The organism is Malonomonas rubra DSM 5091 (assembly GCF_900142125.1).
GTDB lineage: Bacteria > Desulfobacterota > Desulfuromonadia > Desulfuromonadales > Geopsychrobacteraceae > Malonomonas > Malonomonas rubra.
The window spans coordinates 408,173-429,283 of the sequence record NZ_FQZT01000002.1 but is presented as its reverse complement, the minus strand read 5'-3'; the positions used below and the strand labels follow the sequence as shown (position 1 = coordinate 429,283).

Sequence of the window (21,111 nt, the reverse complement as noted above, 5' to 3'; positions counted from 1 at the left end):
GACAATTTGAAGCGTTCAGCGAAGTACGCTGAATTGGTCAAATTCACCGGTTGCGCTCTGCCATTCCACATCCACATCGTCGACCTGCGCCATCTGCGGTCCCTGCCGGCACCATTCGACCACTGTTTTGACTGCTGGTTCATCGCCTTCAAAAATGGCCGATACGGAAAAATCAGGGTTGTTGCGGACCCAACCCGCAACAGCGTATCGATCTGCCGTCTGCTTGGTACTTTGACGGAACCAGACTCCTTGGACCCGGCCGGTTACTCGTACAATCGCTCTGACTGCCGCCATTTAAGCCTCCTTGCCGATCAACTGGAGAAACTCCTCTTCGTTCAACACGTTGATGCCGAGCTCCTCTGCTTTGGCCAGTTTGCTGCCGGCTCCCGGCCCGGCAACCACATAATCGGTTTTTTTGCTGACCGAACCGCTGGCCCGGGCGCCCTCTGCTTCGACCAGCGCCTCGCCCTCTTTGCGACTGAATTTTTCCAGCGCGCCGGTGAAGACGAAAACCTTGCCGGCGAGTTTGTCGCCTTTTGGCTGTTCGGTCGCGATCGGGGCGACTCCGAGTTGTCGCAGCTGGTCGAGGATTTTCTGATTGTTGGGGTCGACAAAAAAGTGGGTGACGCTGTCGGCGACCTGCGGACCGATTTCGTGGATAGCCAGCAGCTGATCCCGATCAGCAGCTGCCAAGGCGTCGAGGGAGCCGAACTGGCGGCTGAGGACTTTGGCAAGATGGCTGCCGACGTGACGGATCCCCAGAGCGAACAGGAAACGTTCCAGCGGTCGTTCCTTGCTGGCATCGATGGCAGCAAGAAGCTTTTCCGCGAGTTTGTCGCCCATGCGATCGAACTGGAATAACTGCTCTTTCTCGAGGCGATAAAGATCGGCGACACTTTTTACCAGTTCGAGGCGCAGCAGCTGATCGATCAGGCGATCTCCCAGGCCCTCAATGTCCATCGCCCCGCGTGCGCAGAAGTGTTTCAGCGATTCTTTGAGCTGGGCGGGACAGCTCAGCCCCTGGCAACGCGGAACGACCTCTCCTTCATCACGGGAAACGGGCGAGCCACAGGCCGGACATTCTGTCGGTTCGGGAATTTCTTGTTCGCTGCCAGTCCGTTTTTCCGTGACGACCTTGACGATGTCGGGAATAACATCTCCCGCTCGTTCAACAACAACGGTGTCGCCGATTTTGATGCCGAGCCGTTCTATTTCGTCCCAATTGTGCAGGCTGGCGCTGGAAACTGTAACGCCGCTGACGTTCACCGGCCTCAGGTTGGCGACCGGGGTAATGGCACCTGTGCGCCCGACCTGGTAGCGTACCGATTCGAGGACGGTGGTTTCCTGCCGCGGTGGAAACTTGCAGGCGATCGCCCAGCGTGGTGTGCGGCTTTTTTCTCCCAGCTCCTGCTGCAGCGGACGACTGTTCACCTTGACTACCATGCCGTCGATTTCAAAAGGCAGCTGATCGCGCAGTGTCATCAATTCGTTGTATCGATCAATCACCTGTTCGATATTGTCGGCGACTTTGAGGGTGTTGAGGTTGACCTTCAGCCCCCAGCTCTGCAGTTTCTGTAAAAGTTCGGAATGGCTCTGCGGTTCGTTGTCGGAAATCGCGCCGATGCCGTAGCAGCTGATGGTCAAAGGGCGCGCAGCAGTCAGTTTGGAATCGAGTTGACGCAAGCTTCCCGCTGTGACGTTGCGCGGGTTGGCGAAGGTGGTTTCGCCTTCTTCTCGGCGCTGCTCATTTAGCTTGCGAAAAGCGTCCAATTCCATGTAGATTTCGCCGCGCACTTCCAGTTGCTGTGGGAAATCGTTCTGCAGCTGCAACGGGATCGCCCCAATGGTGCGGGCATTGGCGGTAATGTCTTCGCCTGTTGTTCCATCGCCGCGGGTTGCGCCCCGCGTCAGCCTCCCCTGTTCGTAGGTCAGCGCGACGGCAACCCCGTCCAGCTTCATCTCGCAGATGTATTGGATGTCCTGATCGCTTGATAAAAAACGTTTCAGCCGCGCATCGAAATCTCGCAGGTCATCGGCTCCGAAAGCGTTTTCCAGTGACAGCATCGGGCTGGCGTGTGTTGCCTGCGGGAAGCTGTCGAGAGGGGCGCTGCCGACTCGTTGCGATGGAGAATCCTCGCTGACCAGTTGCGGGAAATCTTTTTCCAGCTGCAAAAGTCGCTGCATCAGGCGATCATATTCCGCATCACTGATTTCAGGTGTGTCGAGACTGTGGTAGAGGTAATTGTGGCGGTGCAGTTCGCTGCTCAGCTTTGCGTGTTCTTTTTCGGCGGCGATCTGGTTCGGCGTGTCGATGGCGGTCATCTGCTGCCCCTGCGTTAGTGACTGAAGTGTTTTGTCGGCTTATAGCATGTCCAATATTTCCTGCGCAACGACTCTTCCCCTTTGCGCCGGATTAGGCTAAACTCCGCTCAATTCTGTGTGTTTTTGATGGTTGGCCGCGATGTCGGTCGATGGAGATAGAATGTCAGACGAAGCGCTTTGGCGATTGCTCGCCCTGTTGGCTCTGCTTGCCCTGTCCGGGTTTTTTTCCGGTTCCGAAACAGCTCTGCTTTCCCTTGATAAATTACGTGTCCGCTTCCTGCAGCAGACGGAGCGCCGAGGCGCTGCCAAACTTGCCAAGTTGCTGGATGATCCAGATCGCCTGCTCAGCGGGATCCTGGTGGGTAACAACCTTGTCAATATCGCTGCATCGGTTATCGCCACCGGCCTGTTTGTCGGCTATTTTGGTGAGCGGGGGGAATTGTACACTGTGCTGATACTTACCCCGATCCTGTTGATTTTTTCCGAAGTCTGCCCGAAAACCTACGCCGCGCAGTACCCGGAAAAGATGTCTTTTTTCGTTCTCAACCCGATCCGTTTTGTCGTCTGGAGTTTGACACCGGTCGTTCTGGTCGTCTCTTCGTTGTCGAAAGCCCTGACCCGGTTTTTCCGTTCGAAGGAGGCAGAGGGCCTCTCTGTTTCCGAGGATGAAATTCGTGCCATTATCGAGGTCGGCGAAGAGTCGGGCGTGGTTGCGGCTGAACAGCGCCGCATGTTGCACGGTATCTTCGACCTTTCCGAAACGCGGGTGCGTGACGTGATGATTCCGCGCACCGAGGTGGTCGGGGTCGAAGTGTCAGCCGGGTTTGACGAAGTGCTTGCAACCGTTCAGCAGGCTCGTCACTCCCGTTTTCCGGTCTATGATGACAGTCTGGACAATATTGTCGGTGTGGTACATTCGAAGAAAGTTCTTGATTATATCGGCCGTACCGAGCAGTTTTCCTTGGCCGAAATGTGCCGCAAGCCGTTTTTTGTTCCGGAATCGAAGAGAATTGCCGTGCTGCTGCAGACGTTCCGTAAAATGCGTGAGCACCTGGCAATTGTGGTCGATGAATACGGTGGGGTTGAGGGCATTGTTACCTTGGAGGACGTTGTTGAGGAGATCGTCGGTGAGATCCACGATGAGTATGACATCGAAGAAGTCGACTTTCGCCAGCTTGCACCTGGCCGCTTTCTGGTCGATGCCGCCGTCTCCCTGCGCGCCGTGAATCGGCGCTTCAAGCTGCAGCTGCCGGAAGATCATGTTACCACTTTGGCCGGTTACCTGCTGCGCGAAATGGGGCGGATTCCAGCGGAGGGCGAAGAGTTCGAGACCGAAGGAATCAGGTTCCGCATCAAGCGGATGGATGATCGCAGGATCGAAGATATCGAAATGCAACTTATCGAACCTGTTGTCGGATAATCGAACTCTTCGCAAACTCCTGTTTGCTCTGAAGGCGGCCTGAGTCGCCTTTTTTATTTTTGTCTCACCTGTACCATTTTGCACGTCCTTCAACGGCTCTTAAACAGCTTTCCTTTTCTTCCTTCTTAATGAAAGATAAGTTCCCGTCATGGCGCGATTTTTCCTTTCGCGCCGAGCAGGGGAAAATCACCATTTCTCCTTGACAGGGGAGGGTCCTCCGGCTATTCTTTGGCAATCTGGTGTCAAAAAGTGAAAAAAGGTGTTTTTAAGTGTCAAAAGAACAGTTCTCAGGAGTCTTTAACGTCAGCATCGATTTGAAGGGGCGGGTCAGCGTGCCAGCCGGCTTCCGCGATGTGCTGCGTGAAAAATTCCAGAGCGAAAGTCTTTTTGTCACTTTAAATAAGGATGGTTTGACTGCCTACCCGCCGAAGGCTTGGAATGCGTTTCTTTCCAAGTATGACGCGCTCCCTGCCAGCCCGAGCAAAGAGGCTGTCTGGCGAGCCCGGGTGTCTCCGGCGCAGGAATGTACTTTCAATGCGCAGGGCCGAATCCAGGTGCCACAGGCGCTGCGGGCAAGGGCCGGGTTGGAGAAGGATGTCGTTATTGTCGGCATGGACGACAAGATAGAGATCTGGAATCAGCAGGCTTATGACGCTGTTCTTGCCAAATCCGAAACTCTGCTGGAGGAAGATGGTCAGCTGCTGTCGGATCTTGGTCTGTAGCCGATGGCAGTGGCATTTGAGCATTTGTCGGTTATGCCTGCTGAGGTACTTCACTGGCTGCAGCCAAAAGATGGCGGCATCTATCTCGACGGTACTCTCGGTGGTGCCGGGCATTCGCGGCTGATCCTCGAGACGGCCGACTGCAGATTGATCGGTCTTGATCGCGACCCTGCCGCGCTGGAAAAAGCGGCTGAGGTGCTCGCCCCTTACGAAGATCGCGTTAGTTTGCAGCACGCGACGTTCGACCAGGCGGCCGAGGTGTTGCGGCAGCTGGAGATAGAGTTTCTCGACGGCATGCTTCTCGATCTCGGGGTATCCTCCCATCAACTCGACACCCCGGAGCGAGGATTCTCGTTCCGTCACGATGCGCCACTGGATATGAGGATGAATCCGCAAGCCGGGATGACTGCAGCAGATGTGGTCAACCAGGCGGAAGAAGAGGAGCTGGCGCGGATCTTTTTTGAATACGGTGAAGAACGTTTCAGTCGTCGCATTGCCCGCAGGATAGTGGCTCGGCGCGAGGATGCGCCGCTCACCCGGACCGGGGAGCTGGCACAGCTGGTCAAGCAGGCGGTGCCGGGTGGCAACAAGCCGGGGCGGATACATCCGGCGACCCGGGTGTTTCAGGCGTTACGTATTCATGTCAATCAGGAACTGGATCAGGTCCGCAACGGTGTTGCCGCCGGGATCGACCTGTTGAGACCGGGCGGGCGAATGGTGGTGATCAGCTTTCATTCGCTGGAAGATCGCATCGTCAAGCAACTGTTCCGGGATAAGTCCAAGGGGTGCATTTGCCCGCCGAAGTTGCCGGTTTGCCAGTGTCATCAGGTTCCCGCCGTGAAGGTTTTGACGCGTAAAGGAGTCAAGGCTGGGGCCACAGAAGTAGAAGTTAACAGTCGTTCGCGCAGTGCAGTTCTGCGGGCGATTGAGCGTTGCTGACAGCAGCAGCGCCTGTTCAGTAACAGGAGGTTGGACATGCCGGAAGCTCTGCCACGCACGGTTGTCAAAATTAATGGTTTTTCTCTCTATCGGCCACGTCTGGCCCCGGTTTTTGCTGCAATTGTGCTGGTCTCTCTTCTGTCTTTGCTGTTCGTCTGGTCGCGCATTCATGCTCTCAACCTTGAGTACGATATCTCAAGCCTCGAACGGGAAATTCGTCAGGGACAGCAGCAGTTGAAGCAACTGAAGCTGGAAGCGGCCTATCTGTCACGTGATACCCGCATCGAGACGCTGGCGCGCAAAGAGCTTGGTCTGCGCACACCGGCTTCCGGTCAGATTATCAGGATCGATTGAGATGGCGGTGACGGAGCGCGGAATCCAGATTCGCATCCGATTTTTTGGCGCTCTGTTCGTTCTCGCCTTTTGCGTGATCGTTGGCCGCAGCTATTATCTGCACGTGGTGCAGGCACCCAAGCTGCAGGATCGAGCCGATCAGCAGAAGCAGCGTGTCGTTGAATTGGCCCCGCAGCGTGGCGCCATTTTTGATCGCAACGGTGATCCGCTGGCGATCAGCCTCGATGTCCAGTCTCTTTACGCTGACCCGTTTCAGATCAAAGATCCGGCAAAGATTGCTGCGGCACTCAGCAAGCCGCTGCAGATGAAGGCAAAAGAGCTGACCTCGTTGTTGGCAAGTAAAAAGCGTTTTGTCTGGATCAAGCGCAAGCTCGACCCGGAAGTGGCTAAGGAAATTCGTGACCTGCGCCTGCCCGGTATTCGTTTTGTTGCCGAGCACAAGCGCTTTTACCCGCAGGGTGGTATCGGCGCCCACGTCGTCGGTTTTACCGGGCTCGATCCTAAGGGTTTGGAAGGAGTCGAGCTGGAATATGATCAGCAGCTGCAGGGCGAACCGGGACGGATGATGTCGCAACGAGATGCTCGCGGGCGTGGTATGGCGACAGCCGAGCAACTGGTTCAGGGTGGCGTGCCCGGGTATAACCTGCAACTGACTCTCGACCGATCGCTGCAATACATCGCGGAAAAAGAGCTGGCTCGGGTGATCAAAGAGTTTAAAGCCAAAAGCGGCACCGTTGTGGTGATGGAGCCTGCCAGTGGCAAGATCTTGGCGATGGCCAGTCAGCCTGACTACAACCCCAACAGTCCGGGCAAATCACGCACCTCGAGTCGGCGTAACCGGACGGTCACCGACATGTACGAACCGGGCTCGACCTTCAAGCCGTTCCTGCTGGCGGGGGCGCTGGAGGAGAAAATCGTCCGGCCGAATCAGAAAATTTACTGCGAAAACGGACGCTACGAAGTCGGCGGAAAAGTGATTCGTGACACCAAAAAACATCGCAAACTGAACCTGACAGAAATGCTGAAATACAGCAGCAATATCGGTTTCGCAAAGCTGGGTAAAGCGATGGAGCGAGAAAGGTTCTACTCATATCTTACCGATTTCGGTTTCGGGGAGTTGACCGGTGTCGATTTGCCGGGCGAATCGCCAGGGTTGGTGCGGCAGCCGTCACGCTGGTTCGAAATAGATCTGGCGGCGATTTCCTTCGGCCAGGCGATAAGCGTGACGCCGATTCAAATCGCATCCGCCATGTCGGCGATCGCCAACGGTGGACTGCTGATGGAGCCCTATCTGGTTGAACGTGTTACTGACGCCGATGGGCAGGTAGTTCAACGCAAACTGCCGCAAGTGAAACGGCGCGTCATTTCAGAGGCAACGGCAAAAACGGTCCGCGAGATGATGGTCAGCGTCACTGAACCCGGCGGAACGGGAACACGAGCGGCCTTGCCCGGCTACCGGGTGGCTGGAAAAACCGGAACCGCCCAGAAGGTTGACCCGGTGACCGGCGGTTATTCAATCGACAAACGCGTTGCATCATTTATTGGTTTTGTGCCGGCTGATTCGCCGGCTTTAGTTGTTTCTGTCACCGTAGATGAGCCGGAGGGCAAAGGCTACGGCGGAGTCGTCGCCGGACCGGTGTTTGCCCGTATCGCCGAACAGTCGCTCAACCACTTGAATATTCTGCCGAAGGGCTCTCTTTCTGCGATCGATCTGGCCAAGGCTGATGTCGAGCCGTTGCCTGATCTGGCGGCGTTGCTGCCGGAAGCAGAGCCGATCGATGGCCTGGTGATGCCTGATTTTCGCGGCATGAGTTATCGTCAGGTCCTGCAAGCGATGCAAGAAAAACAACTCAATCTGAAACTTTCCGGCAGCGGCCAGGTGGTTGAGCAATCTCCGGCGCCCGGCAGGAAAATCCGTTACGGTAAGCAGGCATGGGTGCGGCTCGGCGCCTAGGAGTTTTGATGAAATTTACAGCGTTGCTGGACAGCATCAAAATTGAAAAGCAGCATGGCTCAGCTGAGGTTGAGGTCAGCGGACTGGCCTGCGATTCACGCAGGGTTGAGCCCGGGTTCGTTTTCTTTGCCTTGCCGGGAGTGCAAAGCGATGGCTTCGATTTCATTCCACAGGCAGTGACCGCGGGGGCTGTCATCATCGTTGCGGAGCGACTGCCGCAAGAGCAGCAGACCGGTGTTTGCTATCTGCAGGTTGGCAACGTGCGTAAAGCGATGGCGCTGATCGCCTCTCGCTACCACAGCGATCCGACTGCTGGAATCCCGGTCATCGGTGTCACCGGCACCAATGGCAAAACGAGCATCACCTATCTGCTGGAAGCGATTATGCGTCGGGCTGGTTATGCCCCGGCGGTGTTCGGCACTGTTGAGTATCGTTTTGGCCAGGAGAGGCTGGAGTCGACCCATACGACGCCTGAGTCGCTGGAATTGATGGCAATGATGGGACAGTTTCGCAAGCAGGGCGCTGACGCCATTATACTGGAAGTTTCATCACACGCGCTGGAGCAGCACCGGGTCGACGGTATCGAGTTCGATTTTGCCGTGTTCACCAACCTGACGCCGGAGCACCTCGATTATCACCAGAACCTGGATAACTACTTTGCCAGCAAGCGTCGTTTGTTCAGCGAGTTGTTGGGGGCAGGACAGGCAGCGATTAATTATGACGACGGCTTTGGCCGCCAGTTGCTGCGGGAAAACGAAAGCTGGTGCAGTTTTGGTGAGCAGGTTGCTGCTCAGGTCCATCCTTTGGATGTCACGGTCGGCCGGCACGGGATTCATGGCAAATTTATCGGTCCGAAGGGTGTGGTTGAAATTGATAGCAAAATGATCGGCCATTTCAATGTCAGCAACCTGTTGGCAACCGTGACCGTAGCGCAACTGCTCAATATCGACAATCGCCTGATCGCTGCAGGTGTCGCTGCCGCAGCGCAGGTGCCGGGGAGACTGGAGCGGGTCGATAACGACCGCGACGTTCTCGCCCTGGTCGATTACGCTCACACCGGCGATGCGCTGGAGCAGGTCCTGAAAACCCTGTCGAAGCTTGATTCGAAACGTTTGATTACTCTGGTCGGTTGCGGCGGAGATCGTGACCCGCGTAAGCGCCCGGTGATGGCAGCGGCTGCGGTCAATTACAGCGACTTGTCGGTTTTTACCTCTGATAACCCGCGCACCGAAGACCCGTTGCAAATTCTCGAGCAGGTCCAAGCTGGAGCCTTGGCCGAGGGCGCCATCGAGTTGAGTGAGCAGCAACTTGTCGCCGGGGAAAAAGGTTTTGTTGTTATCCCTGATCGCCGTGAAGCAATCAAGTTTGCCTGTGCCCAGTCTAAAGCGGGGGATTTGCTCCTGGCTGCCGGCAAGGGGCATGAAGATTACCAGATTCTGGGGACTCGGAAGGTCCATTTTGACGATCGGGAAGAGTTGGCTATCGCTTTAAACGGTTCGGTTTCCTCGGAGGCGGCAGATGTTTGATCTGGAGCGGGTTGCGCGGATAACCGGAGGGGTCTTTTCAGGCAAGAAGGTCAATTGCGGCTTGAGCGGTATCTCCACCGACAGTCGCAACATGGAGCCGGGTGCGTTGTTCGTACCGCTGCGTGGTGAACATTTCGACGGCCATGATTACCTTAGCCAGGCAGTCAAAAACGGGGCCGCCGCCTGCTTGAGCGAAGAGATTATCGAGGGCCTGAGCGTGCCGGTAGTTCGGGTCGAAAATACGCTGCAGGCGCTTGGCGACCTAGCCGCCGCTTACCGGTTGCAGTTGAACGGACCGCTGGTGGCGATTACCGGTTCTGCCGGAAAGACCACCACAAAAGAAATGCTGGCCTCGATTCTCGAACAGGTCGGTCCGGGCTTGAAGACCGCTGGTAACTTCAACAACCTGATCGGTTTGCCGCTGACAGTCTTCCGTATGCAACCCGAGCACCAGTGGGCAGTGCTGGAGATGGGGACCAGTAGTCTTGGCGAAATTGAGCGGTTGACCGAAATCGCTCAGCCGACTGTTGGCCTGATCACGAATATCGGCCAGGCGCACCTGGAAAGTCTGCACGGCCTCGATGGTGTTGCCCGTGCCAAAGGAGAATTGTTCGCCGGTATGCAGGGTGGCAGCGCCATTATCAACCTGGATGACGAGCGGGTTGCTCGCCTGCCGGTCGCCAACGGTGTTTTCAAACTGACTTACGGGCTGGCGGAAAATGCGCAGGTTCGAGCGGAAAACGTTCGGGTGAACTGTCAGAAACTTGAATTCGACCTGCACTATCAGGGTGAAGTTCAGCATATCGAACTTGGCGTGGCCGGGCAGCACAATGTCTCGAATGCACTGGCCGCTGCAGCCGCCGCGCTGGTATTGAAAGTGTCGTTGAAAAAGGTTGCCATCGGGCTGAAAAACTTTATCCCGGTACAAGGGCGAATGAATCTGATGCCGATGCCCTGTGGCGGGTTGCTGATTGATGACAGCTATAATGCCAATCCTCTTTCGGTTGCTGCCGCGCTTAAGGTGCTGGCAAACACCAAGGGGCAGGGACGGCGCGTCGCTGTCTTGGGAGACATGCTGGAACTGGGCGATGGTGCAGCCGAGATGCATCGTGAGATCGGCAGACAGGCTGGAGAATTCGTTGACCTGCTGGTTGCGGTCGGCAATTTTTCTGCCGATATCTGCGCAGGTGCCGGGCTGAAAGCGGAACAGATGATTGAGCTGAGCGATGTCGACGCGGCTATCGCTTTGATGCAGGAAAAGCAGCGGCCGGGCGACCGGGTTCTGGTCAAGGGGTCGCGTGGAATCAAGTTGGACCGGTTGGCTGATGCACTTCGGGCCGCCGCAGAAGAGTTGCCGAACGGGCAGCAGGGGAGCTGACAGGTGCTGTATCACCTTTTATACCCGCTACATACAGAATTTTCGGTGCTGTACGTTTTTCGTTTCATCACCTTCCGCACTATTTACGCAACCATTACGGCGTTGTTGATTTCGTTCATCCTCGGTCCCTGGCTGATTGAAACCCTGCAGAAAATGCAGGTCGGACAATCGATTCGCAAAGACGGACCGGAGTCTCACTTCGTCAAAGAAGGTACCCCGACCATGGGTGGCGCGCTGATCCTGTGCGCCATTATTATCCCGACCCTGCTCTGGGCGGATTTGAGCAACCTGTATATCTGGGTCACTCTGCTGGTGACCGCTGGTTACGGCGCGATCGGTTTCGTCGATGACTATCTGAAGGTTGTGCGCAAGAACAGCGACGGTATTTCCGCCAAGCAGAAGATGTTCTGGCAGATCCTGATTGCGCTGGGTGCTGCCTTGCTGCTCTACAACAGCGTCGGTTTCGATACCCGCTTGAGCCTGCCATTTTTCAAGAATGCTCAGCCCGATATCGGGATGTTTTACATCCCGTTCTCCATCCTGGTGATGGTCGGCGCTAGCAACGCGGTCAATTTGACTGACGGTCTCGACGGCTTGGCCATCGGACCGATGATCATCGCTGCTGGAACTTTCCTGTTGCTCGCCTACCTGGCCGGCAACGCGAACCTTGCCAGTTACCTGCAGATTCAGGGGATCACGGGAGCCGGTGAGTTGTCGGTTCTGTGCGGTGCCATGGTCGGCGCCGGCCTCGGCTTTTTGTGGTTCAACAGTTACCCGGCGCAGGTGTTCATGGGCGATGTCGGCAGCCTTTCGCTCGGTGGTTCTCTCGGCACCATCGCGGTGATTACCAAAAATGAAATCGTGCTGGTGATTGTCGGCGGCATTTTTGTCGTCGAGGCGCTTTCGGTCATCGTACAGGTTATTTCCTTCCGCTACTGGGGCAAGCGGGTGTTCCGCATGGCACCGATTCACCATCATTTTGAACTTAAAGGATGGCCGGAACCGAAGATTATCGTTCGTTTCTGGATTATCAGCATCATTCTGGCATTGATCGGACTTTCGACACTGAAACTGAGATGAAACGGGACTATAGCGAAAAAAAAGTTGTTGTCATCGGGGCGGGCCTGAGTGGTCAGGCCCTGGTGCGCTATCTGGTGACGCGCGGTGCTTCTGTCGCCCTGTCCGATCAACGACAAGCTGAGCAGATCGCCGGTCTGGAGTCGCTCGAAGGGCTGCCCGTTCGCTACGATTTCGGTGGCCATGACTTAAGTCTTTTCGAACAGGCTGATTTGGTGGCTGTCAGCCCCGGTGTGCCCCTCGACTGCGAACCGCTACGCTTGGCTGCCTCGCTGAACATTCCGTTGCTGGGTGAAATCGAAATCGCTGCCGCAGAAATTGAGGCCCCGATTATCGGTATTACCGGAACCAACGGCAAGTCGACTACCACCAGCCTGATCGGTGAAGTGATGAGGGTTTGCAACAGACGGGTCTTCGTTGGCGGCAACATCGGAACTCCACTGGTCGAAGCCTGTGATGAAGATTATGACGTGCTGGCGGTCGAGCTGTCTTCTTTCCAGTTGGAGACGGTTCGCAAATTTCATCCACGTTTCGGTTTGCTGCTTAACCTGAGTTCCGATCACCTCGACCGTTATCCCGATCTTCACAGCTATTATCTCGCCAAGCTGGAAATGTTCCGCAACATGAATGCATCCGATTTCGCCATCCTTAACGCTGACGACCCGGAGATCTGCCGCCTGGCTGACAGCATCAAGGCAACCAAGGTGTGGTTCTCGGCCGAGGGCAAAGACGTGCAGGGAATGCTTCGTGAAATCGATCATCTCTACTGGAACTGGAACGGCGCCAACATCAATCTGCCGCTCGCTCAATTGCAGCTGCAGGGCGACCATAATATCGAAAATGCCATGGCCGCGATGATCCCGGCACTGCTGATGGGATGTCCGGCGGAAGACGCCTGGCGTGCGGTCTGTAGCTTTACCGGACTGGAGCACCGGATGCAGTTGGTGCGCAAGCTGAATGGTGTCAGTTGGTACAACGATTCCAAAGGCACTAACGTCGGCAGCGTCGTGAAGAGCCTCTCCGGTCTGCAGGCGCCCGTGACGCTGATCGCGGGTGGCAAGGATAAGGGTGGCGAGTACGCCCCGCTGCGGCCGTTGGTGGAAGAGAAGGTCGAAACCCTGATCCTGATTGGTGAAGCGGCCGCGCGGATGGCGCAAGAGCTCTCCGGCGCTACGCAGATCCGGCTGGCGGCAACGCTCGAGTCTGCAGTTGAGCAAGCTTACGAGGTGACCCCGGCAGGCGGCACAGTTCTGCTTTCACCTGCCTGTTCAAGCTTTGATATGTTTAAAAACTTTGCCGTGCGTGGCGAGGAGTTCAGCCGTTTGGTCCAGCAACTGTCTGCGGAAGGGGGGGCGGCATGACCCTGAGGCGCGACGTTGATACCACGGTTTTGCTGCTGGCTGTCACCCTGACCTGCATCGGTGTGGTCATGGTTTACTCCTCATCGGCGATCATGGCGGCTGAGCGTTTCAACGACGGCTTCTATTTTCTCAAGCGGCAGCTGGTTTATACCATCGTCGGCTTTTTACTGATGGCGATAGCTACCTATTTTAATTATCAGAACTGGCGAAAATTATCGGTCATTACCCTGATCGGCAGTATCTTCCTGCTGGCGTTGTTGTTCGTGCCGGGGCTCGGGGTGCGGGTCGGCGGGGCGCTGCGGTGGCTGCGTTTGCCCGGCTTCAACCTGCAACCGGCAGAGCTGGTCAAACTGGGTTTGGTGCTCTACCTGGCTCATTCGCTGACGCGGAAAAAAGAGATGGTGCGCTCATTCGCCAAAGGCTATCTGCCGTACATGATCGTGCTCGGCGTTCTGCTGCTGTTACTGCTGAAACAGCCTGATCTCGGCAGCGCAATGATTATCGCCGGCGTTGCACTGTCGATGCTGATCGTCGCCGGGGTGCGCTGGTTTTACGTGCTTGCGACTGTTGCCGCTTCGATGCCCGCGCTCTATTTCCTGGTGATGAACGTCGAGTATCGTCGCCGCCGGATCATGGCATTTATCGACCCCTGGGATGATCCCTTCGATACCGGCTTCCAGATTATCCAGAGCCTGGTTGCTTTCGGCAATGGTGGTGTTTTCGGACAGGGATTGGGAACCGGTCAGCAGAAACTGTTCTATCTGCCGGAAGCACATACCGATTTTATCTTTTCCGTTATCGGCGAAGAACTGGGCCTCGTGGGCGCAATTGTTGTTGCGGCCCTGTTCCTGATGCTGGTGCTTTGTGGTATCCGCATCGCTCTGCAGTGCGAGGACCCGTTTGGACGCAATCTGGCTTTCGGCCTGAGCCTGCTGCTCGGACTGGAGGCTTTCGTTAATCTGGCTGTTTGCATGGGACTGTTGCCGACCAAGGGTTTGGCGCTGCCCTTTATCTCTTATGGTGGTACCAGCCTGGTGGTCTGTTTGGTTGCCGTGGGTATCCTGCTGAACATCTCTAGCAAAGAGAAGGCGAAGCGATGAGATTGTTGCTGGCCGGTGGTGGAACCGGCGGACATCTTTTTCCGGCCGTAGCACTGGCGCAACTGCTTTTGCAGCAGGATAAAGATGCGGCCGTGCAGTTCGTTGGTACCAAAATGGGGCTGGAAGCGAAACTTTTGCCGAAACTGGATCTTCCGCTGGCGACCGTCGGGATGGCCGGCGTGGTCGGAACCGGATGGCGTGGCAAACTGGAAATGCTGCCACGTTTGCTGAAAAGTATGCTGCAGGCAAAGAAGATCATCAACGGTTTTAAGCCTGACTTGGTGATCGGCGTTGGCGGATATTCTTCAGTGCCGGTACTTTTGATGGCGAAACTGATGGGGATTCCCTACGTCATCCACGAGCAGAATGCCATTCCTGGTTTGAGCAATAAATTGCTCGGCAAGTGGGCGAAGCGTATTTTCCTTTCGTTTGCCGATAGCGGTAAAGGCTTCAATGCTGAGAAAACCATGCTGACCGGTAACCCGCTGCGGTCAGGTTTGAATGACGTCAATGAAAAAATTGATGTCGGCGGCACTCTGCTGATTTTTGGTGGCAGCCGGGGGGCTCAGGCGATCAATAAATCTGTCGTGGAAATGCTACCGCTGCTGAAAGCCTGGTCGGACTGCCCGAACATTCTTCATCAGACCGGAGAGGCGGAACTGGAAAAGGTGCGTCAGGCCTATGCCGACGCCGGGTTCGATCCGCAGCAGGTTGTGCCATTTATCGATGATATGGCCGCTGCCTATGACCAGGCGAAGCTGATCGTCTGCCGCGCCGGAGCAACGACGCTGGCCGAACTGACTGCCTGTGGCCGCCCGGCAATCCTGATTCCATTCCCGTATGCAGCGGGAGATCATCAGACCGCTAATGCCAGAACACTGGAGCAAGTCGGAGCAGCAAAAGTGCTGCCGCAGAGCGAGTTGACCGCATCGGTCCTGTTCGAACTGATCAAGCAGATGAGTGGCAATACCGAGCTACTGCAATCGATGGCCGATAAAGGTCGTTCGCTGGGGCAACCGGGCGCTGCCGAAATGATATTGGATGAATGCTTCCGTTTGTGCGGGGCGAAGGGGTAGGGGCGAAAATGTACGGACGGATCAAGAAAATACATTTTATCGGCATCGGCGGCATCGGCATGAGCGGGATCGCTGAACTGCTGTTGAACCAGGGATATCGAGTGTCCGGTTCCGATCTGCGTGAGAGCGACACCACCCGTCGCTTGGCAGAACTAGGCGGTGAAATCGTCATCGGGCACCAGGCCGAGAATATCGTCGAGTGCGATGTCGTTGTCACCTCGACTGCGGTCAAAGCGGACAACCCGGAAGTGGTTGAGGCCCATCGCCAGCACGTGGCCGTTATCCCCCGCGCAGAAATGCTGGCCGAACTGATGCGAATGAAGTACGGCATCGCCATCGCCGGGACCCACGGCAAGACCACGACAACCAGCATGATGTCACTGGTGCTGCATCACGCCGGCATCGACCCGACCGCTGTGATTGGCGGCAAGCTGGATGCATTCGGCAGCAACGCCAAATTAGGGCGGGGCAAATTCCTCGTGGCCGAGGCGGACGAGTCGGACGGATCCTTCATGCACCTGTCACCGACCATCGCCGTTGTTACCAATATCGATGAGGATCATCTTGATTTCTACTCCGGGCTGGATGAGATCAAACAGATTTTCATCGATTTCATCAACAAGGTGCCTTTTTATGGCCGCGCCGTGCTCTGTCTTGATGACCCCAATATTCAGGACATTCTGCCGGAGGTGAAGAAACGCTACCTGACTTACGGTTTCACCAGCCAGGCCGATTTTCATGCTGCCGAAGTTCAGCACCGGCAAGGCCGGACGAGCTTTACCGCATTCTTCCAAGGTGAAGAGTTGGGCCGTGTTTCCTTCCGTATGCCGGGTCGTCATAACGTGTTGAACGCGCTGGCGGTTATCGCAGTGGCGCATGAGCTTGGAGTTCCGTTCCAGACCATTATCGGCGGCTTCCGCAACTTCGGTGGCCTGCAGCGACGTTTCCAACTGCGCGACGAGGTTGATGGCGTGATGATTGTCGATGATTACGGCCATCATCCGGCGGAGATCAAAGCGACTCTGTCTGCAGCCAAAACCGGCTGGAATAAACGGGTGATTGCCGTTTTCCAGCCGCATCGCTACAGCCGGACCTCTGCGCTTTTCGAGGACTTTAAGACCGCCTTTTACCAGGCCGACATCGTTGTGGTGGCGGATGTTTATGCTGCCGGTGAAGATCCGATCGAAGGAGCTACCGGTGACGCATTGGCGCAGGGCATCATCGATCACGGTCATAAAGAAACGTACTATCGCGGCTCTTTTAAAGAAATTACAGATCTACTGGGTGAACTGGCGCAGCCGGGTGATCTGGTGGTCACCCTCGGCGCAGGCAGTATCAATCAGGTCTGCCCGATGCTGGCCGACCAGCTGAGGGCCGGAGGGATGCGCAAATGAGTGGCTTCAGCAAAGAAGAGATGAAGCAAAAAAAGATTGCTGTGCTGCTCGGAGGTCTTTCGGCTGAACGGGAAATCTCGCTGAAGACAGGCACTGCCTGTCTGAACGCGCTGCAGCAGCTCGGTTATCAGGCTGTCGCCATCGATGCCGGTCATGACTTGGCGCAGCAGTTGCGCGAGCAGCAGATCGATATCGCCTTCATCGCCCTGCATGGTCGTTTTGGTGAAGATGGCCGGGTGCAGGGATTGCTGGAAATGCTGGAGATCCCTTATACCGGCAGCGGTGTGATGGCATCGAGCGTCGCTATTGACAAGGTGGCGACCAAGAAGATGCTTCTCTACCACGAGCTGCCGACGCCGGGTTTCGATTTCGTCCGGCCCGGGGATTCAACGGAGGCGCTGTTCGAGCGTTGCAAGCATCTACCGCTGATCGTCAAGCCGTCGCGTGAAGGCTCAACCATTGGTATCACCATTGCCCGCAGTCGCGAAGCGCTGCGTCACGGTATCGATACAGCCGCGGCCCTCGACGGTAACGTACTGGTCGAAGATTTTATTGACGGAATTGAATTGACGGTATCCGTGCTGAGCGGTCAGGCATTGCCGATTATCCAGATTGTGCCGAAGGGAGGGTTCTATGACTTTCACGCCAAGTACACCGCCGGAGAAACAGAGTATCTCTTACCGGCCCCGATCGATGCCGACTGTTACCTGCGTATTCAACAAGCCGCGGTTTCTGCCTGCGAAACGCTCGGGTGTCGTGGGGCGGCGCGCGTCGATTTCATGCTGCGTGAACGAGAGTTTTACTGCATCGAAGTCAACACCATACCGGGCATGACCGAGACTAGCCTGTTGCCGAAAGCGGCGGCCGAGGCCGGGATTGATTTCCAGCACCTGGTAGAAACCATCCTGCTTGATGCAGGATTGGATAAATAAAAAAGCGGAAGCCATGCGTGACCTGAAAAAAACACAGAAAACCAAGCGCAAAGTCCGGCAGAACCGGAAGAAGGGGCAAAAAAAGTCACTGCCCCTGCGCAAAATTCTGCACCGTGCCTTGCGGGTCGGCGTAGTGGTGTTCAGTGGTGCGCTGATGGTTGTCGGTAGTTTTCTGGTTGTGCAGCTGCTGTTGGCATCTGACATGTTCCGCGTTGATCAGGTCAGCGTGGCGGGTGGTGCGCACTTGAGTGATGAGCAGATCATCGCCCTCTCCGACGTGCAGACCGGGCTGAATACATTTGAGCTGGATCTCGACCTGATCGGCAACAAGATCGCCGAGAACCCCTGGGTGCGGACAGCACAGGTACAACGGGTCTTCCCCCGGCAGATCGATATCCGCATTGAGGAACGCAAACCAGTCGCGATTATCAACCTCGGCTATCTCTACTACCTGGATGAGCAAGGTGAGGTTTTCAAAGTGCTCGATGCAGATGACAGCCTCGATTACCCAGTTGTCACCGGTTTCGATTATCAGAAAATAAAGCAGTGCGACAGTAGCTGTGTCGACGACCTGGAACGGATTGTGGCCCTGCTGCAGGACTTGAAAGAGCGTGAACAATTCAAGCTGGAGCAGATCTCCGAAATAAATCGTGCAGCAAACGGCAGGCTGGTTTTATTTACCTTGGATGGCGGAGTGAAGATACGCCTCGGGCATGATGGATTTGGCAAAAAACTGGATCGACTGGAGCAGATTTATGCAGAGCTGAAACCGCGTCTGTCGATTCTCGATTATATCGACCTGAATGTAGACGAAAAAGTGATCGTTCGAATTGAACGGCCGACACGTGCGGCCAAAGGCTGAGCCCAAGGGGGTAGCATGAGTACGAAAAGAGATAACCTGATTGTTGGACTCGATATCGGGACCACGAAAATCTGCTGCATCGTCGGCAACATGACCGATGAGGGTCTGGAAATTGTCGGTATCGGCACCAGCCCTTCAAAGGGATTGCGCAAGGGTGTTGTCATCAACATCGAAAGTACTGTCGAAGCGATTCAGAAAGCGATCCGCGAAGCGGAACTGATGGCCGGCTGCGAAATCAAGTCGGTGTTTGCCGGAATCGCCGGTGGCCACATCAAGGGGCTTAATTCGCAGGGCGTGATCGCCATTAAAAATCGCGAAGTCACTCCTGATGATTTGCAGCGTGTCATCGATGCTGCCAAGGCGATCGCTATCCCGATGGATCGTGAAGTGCTGCACATCCTGCCGCAGGAATTCATCATTGACGATCAGGATGGTATCCGCGAGCCGCTTGGTATGAGTGGGGTGCGGTTGGAAGCCAAAGTTCACATCGTTACCGGTGCTGTTGCTAGCGCACAGAATATCATCAAGAGTTGCAACCGGGCAGGTGTTGACGTGGCTGATATCGTCCTCGAACAACTCGCGAGCAGCGAGGCAGTGCTGTCCTCGGATGAAAAAGAACTGGGTGTGGCGCTGGTCGATATCGGTGGCGGGACCTCCGATATCGCTATCTTCTCCGAAGGTGCCATCAAGCACACCTCTGTCCTGTCGATCGGCGGTGACCATCTGACCAACGATATTGCTGTCGGATTGCGTACCCCGATGGCAGAAGCTGAAAAGATCAAACAAGCCTACGGTTGTTGCCTGACCTCTATGGTTGGCAAAGATGAAACCATCGAAGTTCCATCTGTTGGTGGCCGCGAGCCGCGAGTCCTGTCTCGCCAGCTGTTGGCAGAAATTCTCGAACCGCGGGTTGAAGAGGTCTTCTCGTTGGTCAACCGAGAAATCATCAAAAGCGGATACGAAGAATTGATCGCTTCAGGTGTCGTTATTACAGGTGGAAGCTCGATTCTCCCCGGTATGCCGGAGCTTGCAGAGCAGGTCTTTAACCTGCCGGTAAGGCGTGGTAATCCGATGAATATTGGTGGCCTGATCGATGTTGTTAACTCGCCGATTTACGCGACGGGTGTTGGCCTGGTGAAGTACGGCAGTAGCAACACCCAGTCGCAAAACTTCAAGATCGGTGAAGATAACGTTTTTGAGCGGGTTATACGGCGGATGAAGGAATGGTTCGGCGAATTTTTCTGATAGAAAATATTCAATAATTATGTGATAATTTCACTATAATTACTTGATAACTAAAAAGACTAGTGATAAATTAGTCAAAATTAAAATCAACTAGCTATAAGATCTGCGGAGAACTTGTAGCTACAGCACGAAAGGGGAGGGCAAAATGCCTAATAATGAGGGAGTCATGTTTCAATTCGAAGACGCATTGGATCAAGTCGCCAAGATTAAAGTCGTTGGTGTAGGTGGTGGCGGCGGAAACGCCGTAAATACCATGATCAACTCGAGTATCGATGGTGTTGAGTTTATCACCGCCAATACCGATGCTCAGGCTCTGCGCCGCAGCAATGCCGCCATGAAAGTACAACTTGGCGGTCACCTGACCAAAGGTTTGGGTGCCGGCGCTGATCCCGACGTTGGTCGTCAGGCTGCTGAAGAGGATCATCAACGACTGGTCGAAATGTTTGAAGGTTCCGATATGATTTTCGTTGCTGCTGGCATGGGCGGCGGAACCGGAACTGGCGCTGCACCGGTGATCGCAAAAGCTGCAAAAGAAGCAGGTGCTCTGACCGTCGGCGTGGTAACCAAGCCGTTCACCCGCGAAGGTCGTCAGCGCATGCAGCGCGCTGATCAGGGAATCGCCGAGCTACGCGACGTTGTTGATTCGCTGGTGGTGGTGCCGAATGATCGCCTTCTCGGCCTGGCCGGCAAAAATATGAGTATTCTTGATGCCTTTAAACCCGCTGACGATGTCCTGCGGCAAGCGGTCCAGGGTATCTCCGACCTGATCGTTACTGAAGGCCTGATCAACGTCGACTTCGCTGATGTGCGTACCGTCATGAGCAACCGCGGTATGGCGATGATGGGTATCGGCGTCGCCGAGGGCGAGCGTCGCGCAGCAGAAGCAGCTCATAACGCGATCAGCAGCCCGCTGCTGGAGGAAGTTGATATCTCAGGTGCTATGGGCGTTCTGGTCAATATTTCCGGTTCTTCCAGCATGACCATGGAAGAGTTTGAAGAAGCTTCGACTATCATCCACGAAAAAGTCCACGAAGACGCCAACATCATCGTTGGCCTGGTAATCGATGAAAATCTGGGTGATACCATCAAGATTACTGCGATCGCCACAGGTTTTGGCGATAACTTCGATAACACCAAGCGCAAAGTCACCGACGCGCTCAATACCCGCCCGGAACCTCTGGTGCGCCCAGGTGCTAAAGTCGATTACGATACGCCAGCATTCACCCGCAAGGAGCAATCGATTTTGACCAATGCTCCCAAACAGCGCGAAATGCCGCGGCGCAATGCCGATATGTTTGTCGATGACGAGCAGTTTGACATCCCGACATTCCTGCGGCGCCGGGTTGACTGATTCATTTTAAGAAAACCAGCGGATATTTTTGTCCCTGTTTTCAGGCGTAGCTACGATTGCGTCTAAAGCAGAGGAGCCTATGACACACCAGTTTCAGT

18 protein-coding genes are annotated in these 21,111 nt (G+C 55.4%); 16 read left to right on the top strand and 2 right to left on the bottom strand.

The annotated features are described in order from the left end of the window. Positions 1-15: 15 nt before the first annotated feature. Positions 16-294, bottom strand: a complete 279-nt coding sequence (locus tag BUB13_RS04775) for an acylphosphatase (RefSeq protein ID WP_072906092.1) — start codon at positions 292-294, stop codon at positions 16-18. Next, a complete protein-coding gene (gene ligA, locus BUB13_RS04770; RefSeq protein ID WP_072906091.1) occupies positions 295-2,322 on the bottom strand; it encodes an NAD-dependent DNA ligase LigA in 2,028 nt (675 codons plus the stop codon). It lies immediately after the preceding gene. 160 nt (positions 2,323-2,482) lie between these two features. On the opposite strand from ligA, the gene BUB13_RS04765 reads away from it, so the two are divergent. From BUB13_RS04765 to ftsZ, 16 genes are all read left to right on the top strand, one after another. Further along, positions 2,483-3,742, top strand: coding sequence for an HlyC/CorC family transporter (locus tag BUB13_RS04765; protein WP_072906089.1), 1,260 nt, complete (start codon positions 2,483-2,485; stop codon positions 3,740-3,742). Positions 3,743-4,011: 269 nt separating this feature from the next. Continuing rightward, positions 4,012-4,464, top strand: coding sequence for a division/cell wall cluster transcriptional repressor MraZ (locus BUB13_RS04760; RefSeq protein WP_072906087.1), 453 nt, complete (start codon positions 4,012-4,014; stop codon positions 4,462-4,464). A 3-nt stretch (positions 4,465-4,467) separates the two neighbouring features. Further along, the gene (gene rsmH / locus BUB13_RS04755; protein WP_072906085.1) at positions 4,468-5,403 is read left to right on the top strand and encodes a 16S rRNA (cytosine(1402)-N(4))-methyltransferase RsmH; all 936 of its coding nucleotides are present in this window, start codon (positions 4,468-4,470) and stop codon (positions 5,401-5,403) included. 36 nt (positions 5,404-5,439) lie between these two features. Then, a complete protein-coding gene (ftsL, locus tag BUB13_RS04750; protein ID WP_072906083.1) occupies positions 5,440-5,757 on the top strand; it encodes a cell division protein FtsL in 318 nt (105 codons plus the stop codon). A gap of 1 nt (position 5,758) precedes the next feature. Continuing rightward, positions 5,759-7,711: a penicillin-binding protein gene (locus tag BUB13_RS04745; RefSeq protein ID WP_072906081.1), complete on the top strand. Its 1,953-nt coding sequence runs from the start codon at positions 5,759-5,761 to the stop codon at positions 7,709-7,711. Positions 7,712-7,719: 8 nt separating this feature from the next. Further along, positions 7,720-9,237 (top strand): UDP-N-acetylmuramoyl-L-alanyl-D-glutamate--2,6-diaminopimelate ligase, encoded by a 1,518-nt coding sequence (locus BUB13_RS04740; protein WP_072906079.1) that lies wholly within the window; start codon positions 7,720-7,722, stop codon positions 9,235-9,237. Continuing rightward, positions 9,230-10,615 (top strand): UDP-N-acetylmuramoyl-tripeptide--D-alanyl-D-alanine ligase, encoded by a 1,386-nt coding sequence (locus BUB13_RS04735; RefSeq protein WP_072906077.1) that lies wholly within the window; start codon positions 9,230-9,232, stop codon positions 10,613-10,615. The genes BUB13_RS04740 and BUB13_RS04735 overlap by 8 nt, the downstream gene beginning before the upstream one ends. Before the next feature lie 3 nt (positions 10,616-10,618). After that, on the top strand, positions 10,619-11,695 hold the full coding sequence (mraY, locus tag BUB13_RS04730) for a phospho-N-acetylmuramoyl-pentapeptide-transferase (protein WP_072906075.1): 1,077 nt from the start codon (positions 10,619-10,621) through the stop codon (positions 11,693-11,695). After that, positions 11,608-13,053: a UDP-N-acetylmuramoyl-L-alanine--D-glutamate ligase gene (gene murD, locus BUB13_RS04725; protein WP_244151832.1), complete on the top strand. Its 1,446-nt coding sequence runs from the start codon at positions 11,608-11,610 to the stop codon at positions 13,051-13,053. The genes mraY and murD overlap by 88 nt, the downstream gene beginning before the upstream one ends. After that, the gene (ftsW, locus tag BUB13_RS04720; RefSeq protein WP_072906071.1) at positions 13,050-14,153 is read left to right on the top strand and encodes a putative lipid II flippase FtsW; all 1,104 of its coding nucleotides are present in this window, start codon (positions 13,050-13,052) and stop codon (positions 14,151-14,153) included. The genes murD and ftsW overlap by 4 nt, the downstream gene beginning before the upstream one ends. Then, the gene (murG, locus tag BUB13_RS04715; protein WP_072906069.1) at positions 14,150-15,229 is read left to right on the top strand and encodes an undecaprenyldiphospho-muramoylpentapeptide beta-N-acetylglucosaminyltransferase; all 1,080 of its coding nucleotides are present in this window, start codon (positions 14,150-14,152) and stop codon (positions 15,227-15,229) included. Before ftsW ends, murG begins: the two co-directional genes overlap by 4 nt. A gap of 8 nt (positions 15,230-15,237) precedes the next feature. Beyond that, positions 15,238-16,623, top strand: coding sequence for a UDP-N-acetylmuramate--L-alanine ligase (murC, locus tag BUB13_RS04710; RefSeq protein WP_072906067.1), 1,386 nt, complete (start codon positions 15,238-15,240; stop codon positions 16,621-16,623). Further along, on the top strand, positions 16,620-17,555 hold the full coding sequence (locus BUB13_RS04705) for a D-alanine--D-alanine ligase (RefSeq protein ID WP_072906066.1): 936 nt from the start codon (positions 16,620-16,622) through the stop codon (positions 17,553-17,555). The genes murC and BUB13_RS04705 overlap by 4 nt, the downstream gene beginning before the upstream one ends. Positions 17,556-17,568: 13 nt before the next feature. Continuing rightward, complete coding sequence (locus BUB13_RS04700; protein ID WP_072906064.1) at positions 17,569-18,417, top strand: cell division protein FtsQ/DivIB; 849 nt, start codon at positions 17,569-17,571, stop codon at positions 18,415-18,417. 15 nt (positions 18,418-18,432) lie between these two features. Beyond that, positions 18,433-19,662 carry a cell division protein FtsA gene (ftsA, locus tag BUB13_RS04695; protein ID WP_072906062.1) on the top strand — a complete coding sequence of 410 codons (1,230 nt, stop codon included), beginning with the start codon at positions 18,433-18,435 and terminating at the stop codon, positions 19,660-19,662. A 166-nt stretch (positions 19,663-19,828) separates the two neighbouring features. Beyond that, the gene (gene ftsZ, locus BUB13_RS04690) at positions 19,829-21,013 is read left to right on the top strand and encodes a cell division protein FtsZ (protein WP_072906060.1); all 1,185 of its coding nucleotides are present in this window, start codon (positions 19,829-19,831) and stop codon (positions 21,011-21,013) included. The last annotated feature ends 98 nt before the right edge of the window (positions 21,014-21,111 follow it).

What these genes read in the sequence shown, in the direction of transcription:
- BUB13_RS04775 (WP_072906092.1), bottom strand. Translation starts at nt 294, where the DNA reads ATGGCGGCAGTCAGAGCGATTGTACGAGTAACCGGCCGGGTCCAAGGA.
- ligA (WP_072906091.1), bottom strand. Translation starts at nt 2,322, where the DNA reads ATGACCGCCATCGACACGCCGAACCAGATCGCCGCCGAAAAAGAACAC.
- BUB13_RS04765 (WP_072906089.1), top strand. Translation starts at nt 2,483, where the DNA reads ATGTCAGACGAAGCGCTTTGGCGATTGCTCGCCCTGTTGGCTCTGCTT.
- rsmH (WP_072906085.1), top strand. Translation starts at nt 4,468, where the DNA reads ATGGCAGTGGCATTTGAGCATTTGTCGGTTATGCCTGCTGAGGTACTT.
- ftsL (WP_072906083.1), top strand. Translation starts at nt 5,440, where the DNA reads ATGCCGGAAGCTCTGCCACGCACGGTTGTCAAAATTAATGGTTTTTCT.
- BUB13_RS04745 (WP_072906081.1), top strand. Translation starts at nt 5,759, where the DNA reads ATGGCGGTGACGGAGCGCGGAATCCAGATTCGCATCCGATTTTTTGGC.
- BUB13_RS04740 (WP_072906079.1), top strand. Translation starts at nt 7,720, where the DNA reads ATGAAATTTACAGCGTTGCTGGACAGCATCAAAATTGAAAAGCAGCAT.
- BUB13_RS04735 (WP_072906077.1), top strand. Translation starts at nt 9,230, where the DNA reads ATGTTTGATCTGGAGCGGGTTGCGCGGATAACCGGAGGGGTCTTTTCA.
- murD (WP_244151832.1), top strand. Translation starts at nt 11,608, where the DNA reads ATGGCCGGAACCGAAGATTATCGTTCGTTTCTGGATTATCAGCATCAT.
- ftsW (WP_072906071.1), top strand. Translation starts at nt 13,050, where the DNA reads ATGACCCTGAGGCGCGACGTTGATACCACGGTTTTGCTGCTGGCTGTC.
- murG (WP_072906069.1), top strand. Translation starts at nt 14,150, where the DNA reads ATGAGATTGTTGCTGGCCGGTGGTGGAACCGGCGGACATCTTTTTCCG.
- murC (WP_072906067.1), top strand. Translation starts at nt 15,238, where the DNA reads ATGTACGGACGGATCAAGAAAATACATTTTATCGGCATCGGCGGCATC.
- BUB13_RS04705 (WP_072906066.1), top strand. Translation starts at nt 16,620, where the DNA reads ATGAGTGGCTTCAGCAAAGAAGAGATGAAGCAAAAAAAGATTGCTGTG.
- BUB13_RS04700 (WP_072906064.1), top strand. Translation starts at nt 17,569, where the DNA reads ATGCGTGACCTGAAAAAAACACAGAAAACCAAGCGCAAAGTCCGGCAG.
- ftsA (WP_072906062.1), top strand. Translation starts at nt 18,433, where the DNA reads ATGAGTACGAAAAGAGATAACCTGATTGTTGGACTCGATATCGGGACC.
- ftsZ (WP_072906060.1), top strand. Translation starts at nt 19,829, where the DNA reads ATGTTTCAATTCGAAGACGCATTGGATCAAGTCGCCAAGATTAAAGTC.